The sequence below is a fragment of the Hansschlegelia plantiphila genome (assembly GCF_027922265.1).
Taxonomy (GTDB): Bacteria; Pseudomonadota; Alphaproteobacteria; order Rhizobiales; family Methylopilaceae; genus Methylopila; species Methylopila plantiphila.
The window spans coordinates 175953-191852 of sequence record NZ_BSFI01000004.1 but is presented as its reverse complement, the minus strand read 5'-3'; the positions used below and the strand labels follow the sequence as shown (position 1 = coordinate 191852).

Annotated in this window: 13 protein-coding genes; 4 read left to right on the top strand and 9 right to left on the bottom strand. The window is 67.2% G+C overall.

Annotated features, from left to right (window positions below):
• Positions 1-39 precede the first annotated feature (39 nt).
• A complete protein-coding gene (locus PKE75_RS04310) occupies positions 40-1656 on the top strand; it encodes an OpgD/OpgG family glucan biosynthesis protein (RefSeq protein ID WP_271167466.1) in 1617 nt (538 codons plus the stop codon).
• 13 nt (positions 1657-1669) lie between these two features.
• On the opposite strand, the gene PKE75_RS04305 is transcribed toward PKE75_RS04310, so the two are convergent.
• Both PKE75_RS04305 and PKE75_RS04300 read right to left on the bottom strand, forming a co-directional pair.
• A complete protein-coding gene (locus PKE75_RS04305) occupies positions 1670-2500 on the bottom strand; it encodes a MipA/OmpV family protein (protein ID WP_271167465.1) in 831 nt (276 codons plus the stop codon).
• A 162-nt stretch (positions 2501-2662) separates the two neighbouring features.
• Positions 2663-3646: a GntR family transcriptional regulator gene (locus tag PKE75_RS04300; RefSeq protein ID WP_271167464.1), complete on the bottom strand. Its 984-nt coding sequence runs from the start codon at positions 3644-3646 to the stop codon at positions 2663-2665.
• Between the two features lie 242 nt (positions 3647-3888).
• On the opposite strand from PKE75_RS04300, the gene oxlT reads away from it, so the two are divergent.
• Together oxlT and PKE75_RS04290 are read left to right on the top strand one after the other, a co-directional pair.
• Entirely contained in the window at positions 3889-5160 is a 1272-nt protein-coding gene (gene oxlT / locus PKE75_RS04295) for an oxalate/formate MFS antiporter (RefSeq protein ID WP_271167463.1), read from the top strand.
• 147 nt (positions 5161-5307) lie between these two features.
• Positions 5308-6738 carry a homospermidine synthase gene (locus PKE75_RS04290; protein WP_271167462.1) on the top strand — a complete coding sequence of 477 codons (1431 nt, stop codon included), beginning with the start codon at positions 5308-5310 and terminating at the stop codon, positions 6736-6738.
• Between the two features lie 271 nt (positions 6739-7009).
• Here the strand turns inward: PKE75_RS04290 and PKE75_RS04285 are convergent, their stop codons facing one another.
• From PKE75_RS04285 to PKE75_RS04255, 7 genes are all read right to left on the bottom strand, one after another.
• Entirely contained in the window at positions 7010-7129 is a 120-nt protein-coding gene (locus PKE75_RS04285) for an SEC-C metal-binding domain-containing protein (protein WP_271167650.1), read from the bottom strand.
• Between the two features lie 181 nt (positions 7130-7310).
• Complete coding sequence (locus PKE75_RS04280) at positions 7311-8480, bottom strand: mechanosensitive ion channel family protein (protein WP_271167461.1); 1170 nt, start codon at positions 8478-8480, stop codon at positions 7311-7313.
• Between the two features lie 100 nt (positions 8481-8580).
• Positions 8581-9594, bottom strand: a complete 1014-nt coding sequence (locus PKE75_RS04275; RefSeq protein WP_271167460.1) for a WD40 repeat domain-containing protein — start codon at positions 9592-9594, stop codon at positions 8581-8583.
• A gap of 160 nt (positions 9595-9754) precedes the next feature.
• The gene (locus tag PKE75_RS04270; protein ID WP_271167459.1) at positions 9755-10888 is read right to left on the bottom strand and encodes a CobW family GTP-binding protein; all 1134 of its coding nucleotides are present in this window, start codon (positions 10886-10888) and stop codon (positions 9755-9757) included.
• Positions 10889-11069: 181 nt separating this feature from the next.
• Complete coding sequence (gene bfr / locus PKE75_RS04265) at positions 11070-11576, bottom strand: bacterioferritin (RefSeq protein WP_271167458.1); 507 nt, start codon at positions 11574-11576, stop codon at positions 11070-11072.
• A gap of 141 nt (positions 11577-11717) precedes the next feature.
• Complete coding sequence (locus PKE75_RS04260) at positions 11718-12017, bottom strand: (2Fe-2S)-binding protein (RefSeq protein WP_271167457.1); 300 nt, start codon at positions 12015-12017, stop codon at positions 11718-11720.
• Between the two features lie 161 nt (positions 12018-12178).
• Positions 12179-15115 (bottom strand): PAS domain S-box protein, encoded by a 2937-nt coding sequence (locus PKE75_RS04255; RefSeq protein WP_271167456.1) that lies wholly within the window; start codon positions 15113-15115, stop codon positions 12179-12181.
• Between the two features lie 266 nt (positions 15116-15381).
• On the opposite strand from PKE75_RS04255, the gene PKE75_RS04250 reads away from it, so the two are divergent.
• Positions 15382-15756 (top strand): phasin family protein, encoded by a 375-nt coding sequence (locus tag PKE75_RS04250; RefSeq protein ID WP_271167455.1) that lies wholly within the window; start codon positions 15382-15384, stop codon positions 15754-15756.
• The last annotated feature ends 144 nt before the right edge of the window (positions 15757-15900 follow it).

The following is a 15900-nucleotide window of genomic DNA, read 5'->3' as shown; positions in this document are numbered from 1 at the left end:
TAAGCCGGCAGCCCAGTCTCGAGCCCGGTGGTGCGAACCATGTCCCGAACGCCCGACGCCGCCTGCCCGCTGAATCGCCGGACCCTGCTGCAGCTCGGCCTCGCGGCGCAAGCCGCGGTCGCGCTCGGCGGGACCGCGATGGCGCAGGGCGCGGACCGGCTGAAGCTCGGACCGCCGGCGCCGTTCTCCTACGACCTGCTCAAGCGGCTCGCCAAGGATCTTGCAGGTAAGCCCTACAAGGAGCCTGCGAGGCCTGACCCGGCGATCGTCCAGCAGATCGACTACGACGCGCATGGCAAGCTGAAGTTCAAGCCGGACGACGCGCTTTACGCCGACAGCCCCGGCGCCTATCCGATCACCTTCATGCATGTCGGGCAGTACTTCCCGAAGACGGTGCGGATGCACGCCGTCGTCGACGGCAAGGCGCGCGAGATCATCTATGATCCCTCGCTGTTCGAGATGCCGGCCGACAGCGTCGCGCGGAAGCTCGCCCCGCAGCCGTCGGCCTTCGCCGGCTTCTGGGTGCGCGAGGCCAAGGATCAGGTCACGGACAAGGGCGACTGGAAGACGCGCGAACCGTTCGCGACCTTCCTCGGCGCGTCCTATTTCCGGGCGATCGGCGAGAAGGGCCAGGTCGGCATGTCGGCGCGCGGGGTCGCGCTGTTCCCGCAGCCGGGGGCGGCCGAGGAGTTTCCCGACTTCATCGCCTATTGGTTCGAGCCGGCGATGTCGGATTCAGACCCCGTCACGGTGTTCGCGCTGCTCGACGGGCCGTCGCTGACGGGCGCCTATCGCTTCCTGATCCACCGCACCGCCGGAACGCTGATGGAGATCGAGGCCACGGTCACCATGCGCAAGGACGTCGACCGCGTCGGCCTCGCCGCGCTGACCTCGATGTACTGGTTCTCGGAGACCGCGAAGCCGACGCTGATCGACTGGCGTCCGGAAGTGCACGATTCCGACGGGCTCGCGATGTGGACCGGCGCGGGCGAACGGATCTGGCGGCCCCTCAACGATCCGCCGCGGATCATGACGTCGACCTTCGCCGATGAGCACCCGCGCGGCTTCGGTCTGCTCCAGCGCGACCGAGCGTTCGACCATTATCAGGACGGCGTGAAGTACCAGGACCGGCCGTCGACCTGGGTCGAGCCGGTCGGCGACTGGGGCAAGGGCTCCGTCCAGCTCGTGGAGCTGCCGACCGACGACGAGATCCACGACAACGTGGTCGCCTACTGGATCCCAGCCCAGCCGACCAAGGCGGGCGTGACGATCGCCCTCGCCTACAAGCTCTACTGGCAGGACGAGGAGCCGTTTCCTACGAGTCTCGGTCGGTGCGTCGCGACACGGCTTGGGCGCGGCGGCCAGCCGGGCCTGCCGCGGCCGCCTGGCCTGCGCAAGTTCATGATCGAGTTTCTCGGCGGCCCGCTCGAAGACATCCCCTACGGCCAGACGGTCGAGCCCGTGCTATGGGCGTCGCGGGGGACGTTCTCTTACATCTACGCCGAGGCGGTGCCGAGCGACGTCAAAGGCCACTGGCGCGCCCAGTTCGACCTCAAGGTCGAGGGGCCGGAGCCCGTCGACATGCGCTGCTATCTGAAGGTCGGCGACAAGACGCTCACCGAGACCTGGCTTTATCAGTTCCATCCGGCGCCGTAGCGCCGGCTGGAGATCACCAGGCGCTCCAGTCGAAGGAGTATCCGACGCCGACGCCGGCGGTGAAGGAGCTCTTGGTTCCGAGCTTCTTCGCGACCGGGCTGTCGGCGGCGTCGCCGACCAGCTGGTCGTACCGGCCGAAGGCGGTCGTGCTCCAGTTCTCGTTCCACGCATAGGTCGCGGCGGCCGTGAAGCCGACCGACTTGACGCCGCCGCCGGCGTCGTACTCCGACGCGCGGGAGCTCTGGGCGGCCTCGCTGGCGGTCACCCCGTAATACTTGTCCATGAACTTGTGGTCGCCGATCTCCACGCGCGGACCGGCGGTGAGCGCCAGGTTGCCGACCGTGAAGATGTAGTCCGCGGCGAGGTTGCCGACGAAGCCGTGGTGGCCGGAAACGCCGTGCCGGAGTTCGCCGCGCAGGCGGATGTTCTCGGTCGGGTAGACCTCGAGGAACGCCCCGGGCTCCACCGCCCAGTCGATGTCCTTCATGCCGTAGAAGCGCTTCACGTCGCTCGAATCGCGCTCGGCGCGGACGCGGGCGACGGGGCCGAACTGCAGCCAGGGCATGTTGACGATCGCGATGCCGAAGCCGTCGTCGGGCGCGCCGATCTTCCACGGCTCGCTCTTCTTGCGGATCGCGAGGCCCGGATAGCCGGAAAACCCGTATTTGTTCGAACCTTCGAACAGCGGGCCATAGACGCCCGTGCCCTTCAGCGTCGCGGTCCAGCCGTCGTCCACCGCGACGGCCGTCGCAGGCGCCTCGACCGAGATATCGGCGGCCGACGCGGCGGATGCGAAGATCGCAAGCGGGGCGGCGGCGAGGAGAACGGCGAGACGGCGACGCATATGCGGAAACCTCGGAGGCGGACGGCTAACTGGCCGCTCTGGGAGGTAACTTAGCGGGTCATCGCGGATCGTACGATGAAAACGAAGGCGACGTGGCTAAAAGCCGACGGGCCGTTGCCCGGCGGCAACGGTTTCCGTAGCCGAGCCAAGCCGCTAAGGGCGTCAACTCCGCTGCAGATAGGACGGAAGCGGCGTTTCGAAGGTCGCGACCTTCGCCAGCAGATCTTCGATGATCTCCACCTTGCGGTCGCTGAGATGGGCGATGAGCTGCCGCTCCGCCCCCGAGACGTCGCCATTCGCAAGGCTGTTCGCGATCTCGATGTGCTCGGCGATGATCATCGGGTGCCACGCCGCCATCGCTTCGAAGAGGTCGCGGTTGGACGCGACCTGCACCTGCGCCACCCTCAAGGCCTTCATGATCTCGGGATTGCAGCAGAGGCTGAGCATGTCGATGTGCAGCTCGCGCTCGAAGGCCTGGACGTCGGCGGCGGCCGGATCCCGGCTCGCGCCGAGGGCCACGAGGCGGTCCCGCATGTCGGCCGCCGTCTGGGCGAGCCCTCCCCGCTCGGCGGCGCGGCGAAGCGCGACCGGCTCGAGCGCGCGGCGGAGCTCGTATAGATCCCGGACGCGTCGGATCGTCAGAGGCGTCACTCTCCAGTGGAGCTGTTCGTCCTTGTAGATCAGCCCGCCCCTGTCGAGTCGGGAAAGCGCCTCGCGGACCACCGTGCGGGAGACGCCGTGCAGCTTCGACACCTCCGCTTCGAGGATGCGCAGCGGACCGTGGACCGCAGCCATCGCGATCTCCGCCTCCATCTGATCGAGCAGCCTCGACCAGGCGGCGGGCGCGCGACCGACGGCGGAGCCGTGCGACAGCGCCGAAAAGCCGGTGCGGTCGATCCTCCGCCGCTGCCGGGGCGCGCTCCCGTCGGGCGCCAGCACGATATAGCCGCGACCTTCGAGCTTCGCGACGCGGCCGTCCTCCCGCAGCATCTCGAGAGCGGCCCGCACCGGGGTCCGGCTCGTGACGAGAGCATCCGCGATCACGGCTTCGAAGAGCACTGTGCCGGGCGCTATCGCTTCCGTGGCGATCGCCTTCAGGACGACGGACCAAACACGGTCCCGAACGCTGGCGGATGATTGCGGCACGCAAACCCCATTGCGGACGATCAATTGTGATCATTCCAAGGCAGAGTTAACGCATGTTAACTCCCTGTCGACCCCGATCCGCCGCCGAAGAAATGGGCGGCGACGCACGTCCCGTGGGCAACCTGGCATGCCATTGCGCGCGATGGTCGACCGACGACAGACGGCCGCAGGTTGGCCCCGACCTTGCGAAGGAGAGCCGAACACACCGGAAGGACATGATCTTGACGACCTCGGCACCTGCCATGAACCGCACGCGCTGGATCCAGCTCGCGCTCGGCGTGATCGCCATGATGGCGGTCTCCAGCCCGCAATATGTCTGGACGCTGTTCACCAAGCCGCTGCTCGGAACCGTGGGCGGCACGCTCGCCGACCTGCAGGTGACGTTTTCGATCCTGATCGTGCTGCAGACATGGCTGTCGCCCGCGCAGGGCGCGCTGGTCGAGAAGTTCGGCCCGCGCCTGCTCGTGATGGCCGGCTGCGCGCTGTCAGGGCTGAGCTGGGTGCTGACGGCCTACGCGACCAGTCTGCCGGCGGTCTACGTCGCCTACGGCGTTCTGGGCGGGATCGGCACCGGCATCGTCTATATCGGCATCGTCGGTCAGATGGTGAAGTGGTTTCCCGACAAACGGGGCTTCGCCGTCGGCATGGCGGCCGCGGGCTACGGCTTCGGCGCGATCTTCCTCAACTTCCCGATCTCCTCGACCCTGTCGACCGCCGGTCTCCAGCACACGCTGATCGTGTTCGGCCTGATCCAGGGCGTCGTCGGCGTGGCGGCGGCGGCGTTCCTCAAGCCGGCGCCGGAGCACGGGACGGCGGACCGGCCGGAGCCCGCCGTCGGGTCGATGCGGACCCGCCGCGACTACAACAGCCGCGAGATGCTGAAGACGCCGGTGTTCTGGCTGATGTTCGTCATGATGACGATGATGTCGACCGGCGGCCTGATGGTGATCTCGCAGTTCGCCACCTTCTCGCGATCGTTCGGCATCGACGAGAAGGTCCTGGTGCTGGGCTTCGCGGCGCTGCCGCTGGCGCTCACCATCGACCGCATCACCAACGGCCTGACGCGACCGATTTTCGGCTTCATCTCGGACCGCATCGGCCGCGAGAAGACCATGGCGATCGCCTTCATCGGCGAGGGGCTCGCCATCGCGCTTCTCGTGATGGTGCGTGAGGATCCGCTGCTCTACGTGCTGATGTCGGGCGTCGTGTTCTTCGGCTGGGGCGAGATCTTCTCGCTGTTCCCATCGACGCTGACGGACACCTTCGGCGAAACCCACGCCACCAAGAACTACGGCTTCCTCTACATGGCCCAAGGCGTCGGATCGGTGCTGGGCGGACCGATCGCGGCGCTGATCTTCGCCTCCACGGGCAGCTGGATGCCGGTGTTCGGCATCATCATCGCGATGGACGTGCTGACCGGCCTTCTCGCGCTGTTCGCGCTCGCGCCTATGCGTCGCCGGCTGATCGACGCTTCGCCGGCGGCGGGAGCGGCGAAGCCCGCTTTCGCGGGGTAAGCGCACGAGGCGGACGGGGGACGAAAGGCCGCAATGGCCGGGGAGAGGCGCGCGAACGGTTGATTATCACAGGCCGTTCGGCCTTTATCTGGCCGCCCGGCGGCCGCCTCGACGGCCAGCCTCAAACGGCCGAGGAGCGCCCCCCGAATGACCGACTACCCGGTGTACGGCAAGATCGACGGTCCCATCGTGATGATCGGCTTCGGTTCGATCGGTCGCGGGACCCTGCCGCTCATCGACCGTCATTTCGAGTACGACAGAAGCCGGATCGTCGCGATCGATCCGAGCGACCTCAACAAGCGCGTGCTCGACGAATACGGCGTGCCCTTCATCCAGAAGCACGTCACGAAAGACAATTACCGCGAGCTGCTGACGCCGCTGCTGACCAACGGCCCGGGCCGGGGCTTCTGCGTGAACCTGTCGGTCGACACCTCGTCAGTCGACATCATGGAGCTCTGCCGCGAGCTCGGCTGCCTCTATATCGACACCGTCAACGAGCCCTGGCTCGGCTTCTACTTCGACAAGACCAAGGGTCCGAGCGAGCGCTCGAACTACGCGCTCCGCCAGATGACTCTCGACGCCCGCGCCCGTAATCCGGGCGGGCCGACGGCCGTCTCCACCTGCGGCGCCAACCCCGGCATGGTGTCGTTCTTCGTCAAGCAGGCCGCGCTCAACATCGCCTCCGACCTCAAGATGAACACGCCGGAGCCCACGAACCGCGAGGAATGGGCCTCGCTTCTTCGGCAGATCGGGGTGAAGGGCGTCCACATCGCCGAGCGCGACACGCAGCGCGGCAAGAACCCGAAGCCGCGCGGCGTGTTCCTCAACACTTGGTCGGTCGAGGGCTTCATCTCCGAGGGGCTGCAGCCGGCGGAGCTCGGCTGGGGCACGCATGAGACCTGGGCGCCGGCGAACGCCCAGAAGCATCCCGACCCCAAGGCGCCCGCGATCTATCTGATGCAGCCGGGCGCCGCGACCAAGGTGCGCACCTGGTGCCCGACGCCGGGTCCGCAATACGGCTTCCTCGTCACCCACAACGAGTCGATCTCAATCTCGGACTTCTTCACCGTCTGGGAGGACGGCAAGGCGGTCTACCGCCCGACCTGCCACTACGCCTATCACCCGGCCGACGACGCCGTGCTGTCGTGGCACGAGCTGTTCGGCGCCGAGGGCAAGATTCAGGACAAGCTGCACGTCCTCGACGAGGACGAGCTGGTCGACGGGATCGACGAGCTCGGCGTGCTGCTCTACGGCCACGCCAAGGGCGCCTACTGGTTCGGCTCGCAGCTCTCGCTCGAGGAAACCCGCGCGCTTGCCCCCCACCAGAACGCGACCGGGCTGCAGGTCACATCCGCGATCCTCGCCGGCATGGTCTGGGCGCTCGAGAACCCGAACGAGGGCATCGTCGAGACCGACGAGATGGACTTCAAGCGCTGCCTCGAGATCCAGCTTCCCTATCTCGGTCCGGTGAAGGGCTACTACACCGACTGGACGCCGCTCGAGAACCGCCCAGGCCTGTTTCCCGAGGACATCGACGCGAGCGACCCCTGGCAGTTCCGCAACTTCTTCGTGGGTTGATGGACGGTCAGGGCGGCGCTACGATCTTTGATCGGGTCGACGCCATCGGGGCGGCGAGACTTATCGCGCTCGACAAGAACTCTCAGAGCATGACTTACGAGCCCGGAGATATCCTCCAAGCCGTGTAGTCTTTGGTCTTAACGACCAAATCATCGAGATCGACCGTAACGATCATTGACGATCACTGTTCCGTTTTTCCGAAAATCCGCCCCGGACCCGCCGGGGCGGCCTTGATGTCATTCCCTGAAAGTAGTGGTGGCGTTGGGAGCCGTCAAAGCCGCCGCGGCCGCCGCTTCTGAGGCAACAGGCTTTGAAATCTCCTGCCTGAGCCGCAGGGGCATGGGTCGTTGCGACCTAGTTTCTCGACGAGTTCGACGTCGCCGTGAACGATCCGGACGCCACGCTTAACGCGGGTTTCGGAGGGGAACGAGTTACGCCGCTTGCTGGTGGGCTCGAAAGCACGGCAGGTCGTTCAGGTTGATCTTGATCGGCATGATCGCCTCCTCTTCTTGATCGCGCTACGCGCGATAAGGCCGAATACATCACGACGCCGTCCTAAACAATGTCTGGCCTCACACCGCGGCGGGGGCTGCCGGCTTCGCGCGCCGTGGGCGCTTGACCACGTCCGGCGCGGTCGGCCGCGGCGCGTCGGCGCCCAGGATCGCCTGACGGCCGAGATCGTTGCGATGGCGCGGCAGGGCCTCGGGATGGTTCTCGTTCAGCCAGGCGATCATCTTCTCCCTGACCTCGCAGCGCAGGTCCCAGGCCTTGGGAGACGTTCCGGAGGACACCAGCAGCCGCACCTCGATGGTGAACTCGCGGGCGTCCGAGACCTGCAGATTGACGACCTGCCCGTCCCACAGCGTGCTCTCCTTCACGAAGTCCTCGAGCTTGGCGCGCATCGCCGGGATCGGCGCGGAGTGATCGCAGTAGATCATCACCGTGCCGATGATCGAGGCACCTTCGCGGGTCCAGTTCTGGAACGGGTGCTCGATGAAATACTTCAGCGGCAGCACGAGGCGCCGCCAGTCCCACAGTCGCACCACGACATAGGTCGAGGTGATCTCCTCGACCCAGCCCCACTCGCCCTCGACAACGATGGCGTCCTCGAGCCGGATCGGCTGGGTGATCGCGAGCTGGATGCCGGCGACGAGGTTGGCGAGCACCGGCTGCATCGCGAGACCGAGGATCAGGCCCGCGGCGCCGGCGGAGGCGAGCAGACTGACGCCGTATTGCCGGACGCTGTCGAAGGTCATCAGCGCGGCCGCGAGCGTGACCACGAAGGCCAGCGTCACGCCGGCGCGCTTGAGGATCGAGATCTGCGTCGCATGCTTGCGCGCAAGCAGATTGTCCTCCGCATCCAGCTTGAAGCGCCGCATGTAGACGACGGTCCAGATGTGCAGGGCCGTCGTCGCGGTCCAGCCGACCAGCACCATGACGGCGATCAGCAGACCGTGGCGGAGGAGCGAGGCGGTGGCCTCCGTGAGCGGGGCCGCAGCCACCGCTATCGTCAGCGTGAAGACGAACAGCGCGAGCCGGGTCGGCCCCTGGGTGCGCTGGACGAGAGATCGCCAGAACAGCGATTGCCCGATCGCCCAGCGTTGCAGCATCCGGAACAGGGCGCCGTGGACGAGCAGCACCACGCCGATCGCGACCGCGAACAGAATGAGGGCGACAGCCCAGTCCGGCAGCCAGTCCAGACGTTGCGCGCCGTGCTCCACGACGGTGACGACGTCGTCCATGCCCGCTCCCCTGGCCGTGCGCGATCTTGAGGAAACGCGCAGGCCCGAAAGGAGTTCCCGCAGATGCGAGCAAATCGCGTGCGATGCAGCGAGCGCCTATTCAGGCGTCGGGAAGCGCCACCACGCCGCCCCGGCCCTCTTCCGTGCCGAAGGCGAGGCGTGCCCCGAGCGCGTCCCAGGCGAGCGCCGTGACCTGTCCGCCGGGCGAGGCGGGACGTGCGAGAATCTCGGCCCCGTCCGAGATGCGGACGATCAGGATGCAGCCGTCCTCGTAGCCGAGCGCCGCCGCCGACGCCTTCGGATGGCAGGCGACGTGGCTGACGCGCGCCGGGCGGACGCCGAGCTCCTTCGGAGCCTTGCCCATCGGGCCGTCCTTCGCCTGGAAAGGCCAGAAGATCGCGGCGTCGGCGCCTGCGGTCGCAAGCCATTTTCCGTCGTTCGACCAGTCGATCGACCGCACCTTGCCGGGATAGCCGGACATCCGCATGTGCGCGCCGTCCGCGACCCGCCAGCCGTGCAGCGCGCTTTCCTGCATGGTGGTGACGACGAAGCGGCCGTCGGGGGCGAAGCTCACGCCGATATGCGAGCCCTTCCAGGGCAGTTCCTTGGCGGTGCTTTCGATGCGCGGAAACCACAGCGAGACGCCGCCGTAGCGGGCGACGCCGAGCTGGTAGCCCTTGGGCGCGAAGGCGAGGCCGCGCGCGGTGCTCGGCGCCTCGAAGCTCTTCACGACGCCCTTGCCGTCACGGGCGAAGACCTTCTTGCCCGACGACCACGCGACCGCCCCGTCCGGACCGATCGCGACCGCGTCGATCCAGCCGCCCTTCGCCTCGCCCACCGGCTCCGGCGGCTCCGACCCCTTGAACCTCAGCACCCGCCCGTCGTCGCCGCCGGTGACGAGCGACTTGCCGTCCGACGCCGCGACCAGCACGCCGCCGTCGTGCGCCGTCACACGCCGCTCGCCGCCGTCGCCCGAGAACAGCACATCGCCGTCGGCGAGCGCGAACGCCGCCTCGGCCCCGAGGAAGGTCGCGGCGATCACATAGGCGCCGGCCTCGATCGGGCTGGTGCGGTCGACGAGCGAGGGGTAGCCGTCAGTGGTGGGCATGGACATCAGAGGTGAGCTCGAAGTGTTCCGCGCGGTCGGCTTCGCCGCCGTCGTCCTCCGGGCGGACCGGAGGATCCATGTTTAAGCTAGCGCTCGACGCCTGAGACGCGTGGTCCGGTCAAGCCGGACCACGACGAGCCTTAGCCTGGACGCGTCGAGGCGCTCTTTACGCCGCGCAGGCTTCGAAGCCCTGACGCAGCTTGGGCTCATCAAGCTCCTTGCCGATGAACACCATCTTTGAGCGCCGGGTTTCGTCGGGCTTCCACTCGCGCTGGAGGTCGCCGTCGAGGATCATGTGCACGCCCTGGAACACGAAGCGACGCGGCTCGCCCTTGAAGGCGAGGATGCCCTTCCAGCGCAGGAAATGCTGACCCTCGGTCTGCGCGAGATCGTTGACCCAGGGCATGAACTTCGCCGGGTCGACGTCACCCGGAATTTCGAGCGCGACCGACTGCATGTCCTCGTCGTGATAGTGCTTCAGCCCGCCATGCGAATGCTCGCCATGGCCGTGGTCGTGATGCTCGTGGCCGTGGTCCTCGCCCGCCGCATGATCGTGGCCGCAGCCGCAATCGGGGCCATGCTCGTGATGGTCGTGCCCGTGATGATCGTGGCCGTGCGCATGATCGTGGTCGTGGCTCTCGGCCTCGAGGAAGGCGGGCTCCAGCGCGAGGATGCGGTCGAGGTCGAACGCGCCCTTGTCGAGCACCGCGTCGAGCGGCACGTCGCACTTTGTGGTCCGGATAACGCGGGCGTACGGGTTGATGGCGCGGATCCGGCCCTCGACCTCGTCGAGCTCGTCCCCCGTCACGAGGTCGACCTTGTTCAGCAGGATGACGTCGGCGAAGGCGATCTGGTTCTTGGCCTCCGGTGCGTCCTTCAGGCGCTCGCTCAGCCACTTGGCGTCGGCGACCGTCACGACCGCGTCGAGACGGGCTTTCCGGCCTACCTCCTCGTCGATGAAGAAGGTCTGGGCGACCGGAGCCGGGTCGGCGAGGCCGGTGGTCTCGACGATGATGGCGTCGAACTTGCCCTTGCGCTTCATCAGGCCTTCGAGGATGCGGATCAGGTCGCCGCGCACGGTGCAGCAGATGCAGCCGTTGTTCATCTCGAACACTTCCTCGTCGGCGCCGACGACGAGTTCGTTGTCGATCCCGATCTCGCCGAACTCGTTGACGATGACGGCGTAGCGCTTGCCGTGCGGCTCGGAGAGGATGCGGTTGAGCAGCGTCGTCTTCCCGGCGCCGAGATAGCCGGTGAGCACGGTGACGGGCGTCTTGGACGACGTCTGGGCGTCGAGCATGGGGGCCTCCGAGGGAATTCGCCGGCGACGGCGGCGAGGCTGAAGTTGCGCCTGATATAGCGAGGGGCGCCAGCGACGTCATCCCGTCTCGGCTGCGATCCGCTCAGTCGCTCGGGTCGGGCGCAAAAAAGCCCGCGGGCTTCGAGGCCGGCGGGCTTTTGAGTTCAGTGGGCGCCTGGGATCAGGCGACGCCTTCGACGCCGGTGCCGCCGCCCTCGGGATGTCCGATATGACGCTGCGCGTAGAGCTGCTCGCCGAGCTTGGCCACGAGGTCGAGCTGCGTCTCGAGGAAGTCGATATGACCTTCCTCGTCCGTCATCAGGCTCTCGAACAGGATCTTGCTCGGAAGGTCCCCGACCTCCTGGCAATAGAGCGCCGCCTCGCGGTAGAGCGCGCGCGCGTCGAGCTCGGCGGCGAGATCGCACTCCAGCACTTCCTTGACGCTCTGGCCGATGCGCAGCGGATCGAGGACCTGGAGGTTCGGGAAGCCGTCAAGGAAGATGATGCGGGTGACGAACCGGTCGGCGTGGTTCATCTCCTCGATGGATTCCTTGCGCCACTGCTTGGCGAGGTCCTTATAGCCCCAGTCGTCCAGCATGCGATAATGCAGCCAGTACTGGTTGATCGCCGTGAGTTCCGAGCGCAGCCCGCGATTGAGGAACTCGATGACTTTCGCGTCGCCCTTCATGGCGCCCCTCCTGCCGATTCCGGCATAGCCGACAAAACTAATCTAGAAATCTTCTAAACTAGCCGGCGAGAGAGGGCAAGCGCGGTCGAGCGATCAATTCGCTCCATCTTGGAGAAATCCGGTAGGGACTTCAGGCGGACGTCAGCGCCGCGTCATGGTCGCGACTTCGACAACGTCGCCGATGATGTCAAGGACAGCCCCGGAGCCGTGCGTCACCGACGGGCAGGCGGCGGGACAGGCGCCGCATGCAGCGCTTTCCGACGTGTCGAGGCCGCGGATGTCGGCGAGCATCGCCTTGATCGTCCGCGCGCAGCGCCCGCATTGCGGGCTGCAGCCAAGGCAACGATAGACCTGACCCGGCGTCCGCGGACTGGCGGATTCGTCGCCGATGCTGGCGCGAATCTGTACGTCGCTCAATACGTTACAGGAGCAGACGATCATGTAGGCGATCGACTCTTGGCGTGGCTTGAGGAAACGCAGTTTTTAAAAGGTCTAAACTGCTGTTCCTACTGACGAATTCTGATATCGTTACGGCGCTGGGGGAGTCAAGGGTTACAGCAGGGGCGGCCTCGCGCGGAACGGCTGCCCCGCGGGACCTGAGCTCAGGATGCGATCACGCGGCTCGCGGGGAACGTGATCTCGACCAGGGTGCCCTCGCCGATCTCGCTCTGGATCGAGAACAGCGCCTCGTTCGCTTCCGAAAGCGCCTTGGTGAGCGGCAATCCAAGGCCTGCGCCGGGGTCGCTCTCGACGTCCTGCAGCGGGCGAAACGGCTCGATCGCCTGGGCGATCTGCTTGCGCGACATGCCGACGCCGGCGTCGCGGACGCGGATCACCGCCTGGCCGAGGTCGCTGAACGCGGTCGCGACGATCACCTGGCCGCCGGGCCGCGAGAACTTCACGGCGTTGGACAGCAGGTTCGCCAGGATCTGCCGGACCGAGCGCCGGTCCGCCATCACCTGCGGCAGGTTGCGGGCGAGCGACGTGCGGATGATGACATGCTCGCGGTTGGCCTGCGGCTGCAGCAAGGCCGCCGCCTGAGAAACGATCTCGTTGAGGTCGAGCGACGTGAAGTCGAGCTTGAGGCGTCCCGACTCGACGCGCGCAAGATCGATCAGGTCGTTGACGAGGCCGATCAGATGGCCGCCGGAGAGATGGATGTCGCGCAGGTAGTCCTTGTAGCGCGGCGATCCGACCGGCCCGAAGCGCTCCTCCATCATGACCTCCGCAAAGCCGATGATGGCGTTGAGCGGCGTCCTGATCTCGCGGCTGACGCGGGCGAGGAACTCGGACTTCTGCGCGTTCGCCCGCTCGGCCTGGCGCTTTGCGGCGAGCAGTTCCTCCTCCGCCTTCTTCCAATGGGTGATGTCGCGCAGCACTGCGCAGTAACGTCCGCTTTGCGCAGGACCGATGCGGCCGATCGTGAGGTAGAGCGGGATCGCGCCGCCCTGCCGGGCGAGGCCGAGCACCTCGCGGCCGTCGTTCATCACGGAGGCGACGCCGCCGTCGCGCAGCGTGTCGAGATAGTCGAAGGCCGCGCGGCGGCTCTCGGGCGCAAGAGACAGGGTGAACAGGCTGCCGATCACCTCGCGTGCGTCAAAACCGAACAGCGCCTCGGCGCTGCGGTTGACCGAAAGCACGCGCCCATCGGAATCGAGCGTCATCACGCCGTCCGTCGCGGTGTCGAGGATCTCGGCGATCTCCTTCTCGCGCTGGAGCGCAGCCGTCGCGGTCGCGCCCTCCGCGCGCTTCAGCGAGACCAGCGTCGCAGGCGCCCCACGCCATGCGATCGGTGAGAGTTTGGCCTCGACCTCCACTTCCAGGCCGTCGCGGGCCACGATTTTCCGCGTGGAGGGCGCGGCGTCGTCGTGCGCCGGCGCCTCGGCGAACAGATCGTCCGCCCCCCGTGAGATCAGACTCTGCAGATTCGGGTGCCCGAGCATTTCGAGCGCGGCGCGGTTGGCGTGCGCGATCTCGCCGGCGCGCAGCACAAGGACGCCGATCGGCAGCTTGTCGAGCAGGCGGGTCAGATCGTCGACCAGCGAGGAGACCGGGTCGCGGCCCTCGACGCCGTCGACCGACCGGTCGAGGGCGACGACGCCAGCCGCCTCCGAATGGTCGGGGGGGACCGCGTCCACCGTCCCGTCCGTCGGCTCCTCCGGCGGCCGGACCTCGCGCAGCCGCCGTGCGATCTCGTCGAATGCGGTCTCCTCGACGATCGACAATCCGGCCGGCTGCCGGAGCGACGGCGCGCCTTCCCGCAGGGCGACGACGTTGCCGTGGAACTTCTCGACGACGTCGGGCGCCGAGAAGATCGGCAGCGGCTCGGAGCGGGGCCGTCCGGCGTCGCCTCCGCGATCGTCGTGAAGCGACTCGTCGAACAGGGCGTCGGCCGCCTCCTCGCGCAACGCGTCGGCCGTGGGGTCGAGGAAGAGTCTCCCGGCGAGATCGACCTCCGCGGGATCAACCGTCTCGGGCGCGGGATCCCGGTCCGATGTCGGGTTCTCTGGCTTAAAGGGTTCAAGTGGCGTCTCGAGCGACCGGCCGAGGCCGCGGAAACCTATGAAAGTGCGTCCCCGATCGAAGATCGGGAGCGCGGACACCGACAGCGGAAGCCTGTCGCCGCGCTCGGTCGGCCAGAAGATCTCGACGTCGCTCCACGCGTCCGTCGCCTGAAGGCGCGCCGCCACCACCCCGGACGGATCAAGCGCGAAGTCGTCCGCAAGCTCCGACCACAACCTGCCGACCGCCGCTTTAGCGCTCGGACCCACCCGCTCCGCGAGATCGGGCGACAGGAAGACGAGACGCCCGTGCGCGTCGATCTCGAACACGAACAGCAGATCGCGCGGGCGCTCCTCCTTCGACGCCGCTTCGGCCGTCGGCGTTGGGACGGCGGCTTCCTCCGGAGGCGCCTCGGCATGCAAGGAGGAGGCGCCGGCGGCGCGCCTCGGATCAGGCGGCTCGTCCCCGCCGGCTACCTCCGCGGAGGGCCCCTCCGGGGCGTCGAGGGTCGCAGGGAGCGGCAAGGCGCCTTCTTCCGCTGCGGCGTCGATGACCCCCGCTTCAGGCGCAGGATCCGGCGCGACGTCGGCCGCCGGGGCGTCGGGTCCGACGCCAAACTCCGCCGGCTCGTCGGGGGTTGCTTCAGATGGGCCGGGTTCCGGGTCCGGTCGGACGACGTCCAGGACCTCCGCCGCAGCGGACATCATCAACTGTGGAAGCGGCTCGAGCGCCTGGATCAGCGCGCCGCGATGCTCTCCGACGTGGATGTTGCTGCTGCGGAAGGTCATCGCCTGCGGATGAGCGCCGCGGCCCACCCTGAGACGGGCAAGCCCTTCGGCGCCGGTCGCTGCGATGCGGTTGACCGCGTTCAGCGCCGCGTCGTCGAATCCGCCTTCGCCCGTCAGCGAACGCCCCGTCCTGTTCGCCCAGAGAACCGCGCCAGCCGAATCCACCACGATCGCCGGCGTCGCGGCGCCGGCCAGCGCATCAAGCGCCGGATGGGCGGCGAAGGCGTCGGAGAGATCTTCCAGCGGCATTGAAATCCCCGGAACGCGGCGCGGGCGGGCGTTCAGTTAACGAACCCTTAAATACCGGGCGGGCCATGCGCGGTCCATCGCGCGGAGAGGCCTGTCCCGCGGCTTCGCTGTGGAGGGTTAATGCGCGAAAAAGATCGCCCTCACGACTTTCCGGTTAGTCCAGAGGTTGGTTTGCTCGGCTCCGGACGCGCTGGTACCTTTTGTTTTCGCGACCAAAAGTCGTGGAAGAACCCCGACTTCCGGACGCGCGACGAGGAGGCGAGACCATGGCTGACGCGGGAAAGACCGGTCCGGGATACGACATCCCGAACGAGATGCGGGACTTTGCGGACCAGAGCGTCGAGCAGGCGCGCAAAGCCTTCGACGGCTTCCTCGAAGTCGCCTTCAAGGCGTCGAATGCGCTCGAGAGCCAAGCTGAATCGACACAGAACAACCTGCGTTCGGTGGCCGGCGCGGCCGTGTCCTACGCCGAGCAGAACGTGACGGCGAGCTTTGTCTATGCGCAGAAGCTGGTGCGCGCGACCTCGCTTGAGGAGATCATGAAGATCCAGGCCGAATTCGCAAAAAGCCAGATCGAGACGCTGACCCGTCAGGTTCGCGACATGGGCGTGGTGGCCGGGCGCCCTGACCAGAAGCCCTGAAATATATCGTCACGCGGCTTGATCATTGTGCAGTGCAGCATTATGTTGCTCCGCACACGATCACGCCATGGATCTGGGGTTGGCGAAGCCGCCCCTGACGCTGTGGCTGAGGCGGTTAGCGCACCGGCGGAGCGCAATCGACCT

Excerpts from the sequence above, each read along its gene's own strand:
- PKE75_RS04310 (WP_271167466.1), top strand. The coding sequence starts at position 40 with ATGTCCCGAACGCCCGACGCCGCCTGCCCGCTGAATCGCCGGACCCTG.
- PKE75_RS04305 (WP_271167465.1), bottom strand. The coding sequence starts at position 2,500 with ATGCGTCGCCGTCTCGCCGTTCTCCTCGCCGCCGCCCCGCTTGCGATC.
- oxlT (WP_271167463.1), top strand. The coding sequence starts at position 3,889 with ATGAACCGCACGCGCTGGATCCAGCTCGCGCTCGGCGTGATCGCCATG.
- PKE75_RS04290 (WP_271167462.1), top strand. The coding sequence starts at position 5,308 with ATGACCGACTACCCGGTGTACGGCAAGATCGACGGTCCCATCGTGATG.
- PKE75_RS04280 (WP_271167461.1), bottom strand. The coding sequence starts at position 8,480 with ATGGACGACGTCGTCACCGTCGTGGAGCACGGCGCGCAACGTCTGGAC.
- PKE75_RS04275 (WP_271167460.1), bottom strand. The coding sequence starts at position 9,594 with ATGTCCATGCCCACCACTGACGGCTACCCCTCGCTCGTCGACCGCACC.
- PKE75_RS04270 (WP_271167459.1), bottom strand. The coding sequence starts at position 10,888 with ATGCTCGACGCCCAGACGTCGTCCAAGACGCCCGTCACCGTGCTCACC.
- bfr (WP_271167458.1), bottom strand. The coding sequence starts at position 11,576 with ATGAAGGGCGACGCGAAAGTCATCGAGTTCCTCAATCGCGGGCTGCGC.
- PKE75_RS04260 (WP_271167457.1), bottom strand. The coding sequence starts at position 12,017 with ATGATCGTCTGCTCCTGTAACGTATTGAGCGACGTACAGATTCGCGCC.
- PKE75_RS04255 (WP_271167456.1), bottom strand. The coding sequence starts at position 15,115 with ATGCCGCTGGAAGATCTCTCCGACGCCTTCGCCGCCCATCCGGCGCTT.
- PKE75_RS04250 (WP_271167455.1), top strand. The coding sequence starts at position 15,382 with ATGGCTGACGCGGGAAAGACCGGTCCGGGATACGACATCCCGAACGAG.